The organism is Streptomyces sp. NPDC002265 (assembly GCF_040296125.1).
Lineage (GTDB): Bacteria > Actinomycetota > Actinomycetes > Streptomycetales > Streptomycetaceae > Streptomyces.
The window spans coordinates 1-4,835 of sequence record NZ_JBEOWS010000515.1 but is presented as its reverse complement, the minus strand read 5'-3'; the positions used below and the strand labels follow the sequence as shown (position 1 = coordinate 4,835).

The window sequence follows — 4,835 nt, the reverse complement described above, 5'->3', positions numbered from 1 at the left end:
GTGCCCGCCAGCACCGCCCCGGCCACCACGGCGGCGAAGAACGCCGTGATGGCCGGGATCCCACGCAGGCGCCTGCCCCGCAGCAGCAGCAGTCCCAGCGCGCTGCCGGCGAGCAGCACGACGGTGGCGAGCAGCAGCGCGCCGCCGGGGGTGAAAGGCGTCCCGGTCACTTCAGCACGCCGTCGCTGACTGTGAACAGCACACCGTGCGGCCGGGCGTCACCGGTGTCGCCGTGCGGCCAGGAGATGCGGTTGAAGCTGATGCACGGCTTGTTCGTGTTCTCGTCCCGGAAGGACCGGTCGAGGGTCACCTTGCCGCCGTTGCCCAGGTTGAACATGCAGATCCGGTGGTCGCCGTCGCCGCCGAACGCGCCGGCGATGAAGTAGTTCGCCACCGCGATCCGCTTGATCTTCTCCGTCTCGCCGTAGGTGCCGTCGGCGTGCCGGGCGAAGTTGTCCATGGTGCCCCAGTGCGGGCCGCCGTCGGTGGTGTCACGGATCAGCTGGGTGCCGACCACGGCCGGGCAGTCGCTCTCGTGGCCGCCCTTGAAGACCTCGTCGAGCTGGTCGACCGAGCACTTCGGGCTGTTGCCCGAGGCCAGGAGCTTGCGGATGTCCAGCACGTAGAGCATGCCGGTGGTCTTGTCCAGCGACTGGCCGTAGGCCTTGGGCACACCCATGACCGTGTGGAAGAGGTAGCGGTCGTCGGGGCTGACCATCAGCCAGCTGGAGTTGTCGCCGCCGCCGCGCACATCGGCCTCGGCACCGGCCTTGCGGTAGGCGGTGGTGTCGTCGATGACCTCTTTCCACACCGGCTTCGGGGCCTTGATGTCCGGCGTGTAGAAGACCGCGCCGCCGGTCATGGAGGACACGAACGCGCCGTTGTGGCCCGGCTTGTTGGGCAGCGCGGGCTCCATCAGCACCCGGGACTCGTACCAGATCGGGTCGTTCTCCAGCTGGGCCCGCGGCCCGTCCGGCACCTTGCTCACGGAGAGCAGGGTCGGGTTCGAGCGGTTGGTGATGTCCCAGACCCGCACGGTGGGCCGGGCCAGGTCCTCGCGCAGCGGGGCCTCGGGCGAGGTGAAGTCCTTGGCCTCGACGAAGTCGCTGCCGACCAGGATGTTGCGGCGTTCGTCGACCATGATGCCGTGCGGGTTGGCGCAGGTGGGCTCCGGCAGCTCCGGCACGTTCCCGCACAGCTTGGGGTCCTCGCCCTTCGCGGTGGCGGCGGGGATCTCGGCCAGCGTCTTGCCGTTGCGGTCGAAGCGGACGATCTCGCCCGGCGAGCCGGCCGCCCCGTTGCCGTTGCGGACCTGGCCGTTGGTGTACGTGCACGGCCCGGCCACGTCGCCGCCGCCGAGGAAGGAGCCGTAGGCGGTGCCGTCCCGCAGCACCTGGTAGGCGTCCGGCATGGTGCCGCACGGGGTGTCCGAGGCCACGTTGACGCCGGCCAGCCGCAGCTTGGGCAGCTGGCTGGTGTCGAAGACGAAGGTGGTGTCCGCCTTCAGGCCGCCCGCGTACAGCCGGTCGCCCTTGTGCCAGACGTACTGCATGTGGTGCGGCTCGTTGGCCAGACCCGGACCCATGGTGACGGTGTTCACCACCTGGCCGTAGGTCTTCGAGCCCTTGGTGGCGTCGATGACGGCCATGAAGTCCGGCTTGGTCGTGTCGGCGGGGCCCGCCCAGGCGAGCAGCCACTCGCGGCCCGGCCCGCCCGCCGAGGCGAGCAGGTGGTTGGTCGCCGTGTACGTGGTGCCGTCGGAGGCCGTGAAACGGGTGGTCGACAGGGCGGCGGTGGCGCTCGCCTGGCCCGCCCCGGTGAGGAGGGTGGAGGTCGTGCCCACCAGTGCGAGGCCGATGGAAAGGCGCCACAGATGGCGGCGCCGCAGACCGAGCTCTCTCATGATCCGTACGCCCTTTCCTGGGACGTTCGTAGGGGATATCCCGCCGTACGAGGGCAGGTTCGCGCCGCACCTTCGCAGTGCGCGCTGACTGTCGGCTGACACTCCGCTTGACCGCTCCCTGAGGACGGCTGTACAGGGCCGGGGCCGGGCCGGGCGGTGCGCCGGGGGTCCAGTGAGACTCGAGCAGCCGGGCGCAGACTCGGCTAGGCCCTGTCGGACAAGGCTGTCGAGGGCAGTCATGGGGGAGTGATGCCGGGTCAATCCGAGTACGCGTTCACCGATGTGGTCCGCGCCAACGCACAGGCGAACCCCGCGAAGGTCGCCTGTGTGTTCGTGTACGAGGCGGCGCGCGGACAACTGGCGGCCGAGACCGTCACCTACGAGGAACTGGATCTGAAGGCCCGTCATATAGCGGCCTGGATCGCCGATCACGGACTGGCCGGCCGGCCGGTCCTCGTCGCCCCGTCCCGGGGGCGGCACTTCGCCGCCGCGCTGCTCGGCTGTCTGTACGCCGGTGCCACCGCGGTTCCCGTCGACGCCGTCGACGGCCAGGCGCACCGCACCGAGCGGCTGCTGGCCGTCGTCCGCGACTGCGGCGCGGAACTGGTCCTGGCCGAGCGCGCCGACGCGCCCGCCCTGACCCAGCTGCTCGCCCGGGCCGGCCACGGCGGCACCGTCTGTCTGGCCGTCGACGCGGCCGGGGAGACGGCCGGGCAGGCGGTCGCCCCGCCGCCCCGCACGAGGACCCGCCCGGACGACGACGCCCTGCTGCTGTACGGGCCGGGACCGGCCGCCGCCCCGCGCGGTGTGCGGATGACCTACCGGATGCTCGCCGAGGGGCAGCCCTGGGCCCAGCGGGTGCTGCGCTCGTCCGCAGGCTCCCGGGTCGGCGGGCTGCTGCCCTACCGGTACGGCACCGGTCTGGTCATGCATCTGCTGCACCCGCTGTGGCTGGGCGCCACCGGGGTGCTGCTCCCGGCGGGCGGCCCGGGGGGCCTGCCGGCCCAGTGGGTGGAGGCGGTGAGCAGCTACGGCATCACCACCGGACTCACCAGCACGTACGGCTACCAGCTCGCCGCCGAGCGGACCACGGACGCGGAACTGGCCGGGCTCGCTCTCGGCCACTGGGAGACGGCGGTGATCTGCGCGTCGCCGCAGCAGCCGGACGCGCGGCGGGCCTTCGGCGAGCGGTTCGCCGCCGCCGGGTTCTCCCCGGAGGCGTTCGTCTCCTGCCTGGCCCCTCCGGAGTCCCCGTTCCCGGTGGCGGCGCGTCCGGTCGCGGACCTGGCGGGACCGCCCGCCGCCCGGCGGGTGGCGGAGAAGTCGCTGGACCGCGGGGAGCTGTGCGACGCCGCGCCCGGCGAGCCGTTCCGGACGCTGGTGAGCGTGGGCCGCAGCGTGGGCCCGGAACTCTCCCTCGCCGCCCCGGACACCGGGGCCCCGGTGCCCGAGGGCCGGGTGGGGGTGCTGCGCGTCGACGGGCTGAACACCGGCGACGAGGCCGTCCGCTTCGACGGGGAACTGTATGTGAGCGGGTGCCTGCGCGAGGGCATCAAGGTGCCCGGACGGGCGGCCTGCGTCCTGCTGGTGCATCCGCAGGACGTCGAGCGGTCCGCCCAGGAGACCAGTGAACTGTGCATGCGCACCGCCGCGTTCGGCGTCCCCTACGCGCCGGGCCGGGACCGGCTGGTGGTGGTGCAGGAGGTGCGCGACGGGCTGCGCCACGACGTGGACCTGCGCGGCCTGGGTGTGCGGATGCTGCGCCGGATCACCGACGAGTTCGAGGTCGAGCCCGGCACGGTGGTGCTGGTCCGGCCGGGTACCGTGCGCCGCAACTTCCGCGGCCGGGTCTCCCGTTCCGCGGTGCGCGGCCTGTTCCTCAGCGGCCGGCTGCGGCCCCTGTACGAGATCTCCAGCACCGGGACATGAAGTTCTCAGGCCGGGACCGGTACGCCTTCCCGTGCATGTCATGGGCCGGTCGCTGTCCCGGCCTGCCGTGGCCTGAAAGGCTTGGGCCACGCCCGGCACACGCTGCCGGGGCGTGCTGACTGCCTGAGGAGTTGATTCCGTGGAGATCAGACTGCTGGGGGCGATGACCGCACGCGAACGGTGCGGATCCTTCGCGCCGACCGCCGCCAAGCCCCGTCAAGTGCTGGCCCTTCTGGCCCTGCAAGCCGGTCAGGTGGTCCCTGTTCTGTCGCTGATCGAAGAACTGTGGGGCGATCATCCGCCGCGCAGTGCCATGACCACGCTCCAGACGTACGTGCTTCACCTGCGCCGGGGCATCGACCGTGCGCTCGGCCGCCGCCAGACGCAGTCCGCCAAGGAGATCCTGGAGACCGTGCACGGTGGCTACCAGCTCAACGCCCAGCCGGGCGAGGTGGACGTGCACGAGCACGAGCACCTGATGGTCGCCGGCCGGGCGGCCGCCCAGGCCGGGGACGACGAGTCCGCGTCCCGGCTGATGGGCCGCGCGCTCCAGCTGTGGCGCGGGCCCGCCCTGGTCGACGTGGAGGCGGGGCCGCTGCTGGACATCGAGCTGCTGCGCCTGAACGAGGCACGGCTGGGCGCGGTCGAGTGCCGGGTCGCCGCCGAGCTGCGGCTGGGCCGGCACGCGGAGGTGCTCGGCGAGCTGACCGTCCTCACCGCCCGCTATCCGCTGCACGAACGGCTGCACGAACAGCTGATGACCGCCCTGTACCGGGCGGGCCGGGTGTGGCAGGCGCTGGAGACGTACCAGAAGCTGCGTACGACGCTCGACCACGAGCTCGGTCTCGAGCCGTCCGAGCGGCTGCGGCGCCTGCACCAGGCGCTGCTCAACGGCGAGGAGCGGCTGCCGGTGCCCGACGACGTGCCGGCGCAGTCCAGGCCGGCGTGACGCCGGGGACGGCGCGCAGCGGTCCCGCGGGGCAGATCCGGCGATGCGCGGTCC

The 4,835-nt window shown here is 72.6% G+C and carries 3 protein-coding genes; 2 read left to right on the top strand and 1 reads right to left on the bottom strand.

The annotated features are described in order from the left end of the window. Nucleotides 1-166: 166 nt before the first annotated feature. Nucleotides 167-1,903, bottom strand: coding sequence for a hypothetical protein (locus tag ABT085_RS43770; RefSeq protein WP_351622039.1), 1,737 nt, complete (start codon nt 1,901-1,903; stop codon nt 167-169). A 249-nt stretch (nt 1,904-2,152) separates the two neighbouring features. On the opposite strand from ABT085_RS43770, the gene ABT085_RS43765 reads away from it, so the two are divergent. Together ABT085_RS43765 and ABT085_RS43760 are read left to right on the top strand one after the other, a co-directional pair. Then, nucleotides 2,153-3,832, top strand: coding sequence for an AMP-binding protein (locus ABT085_RS43765; protein WP_351622036.1), 1,680 nt, complete (start codon nt 2,153-2,155; stop codon nt 3,830-3,832). 139 nt (nt 3,833-3,971) lie between these two features. Further along, the gene (locus tag ABT085_RS43760; RefSeq protein ID WP_351622034.1) at nt 3,972-4,781 is read left to right on the top strand and encodes an AfsR/SARP family transcriptional regulator; all 810 of its coding nucleotides are present in this window, start codon (nt 3,972-3,974) and stop codon (nt 4,779-4,781) included. Nucleotides 4,782-4,835: the final 54 nt, after the last annotated feature.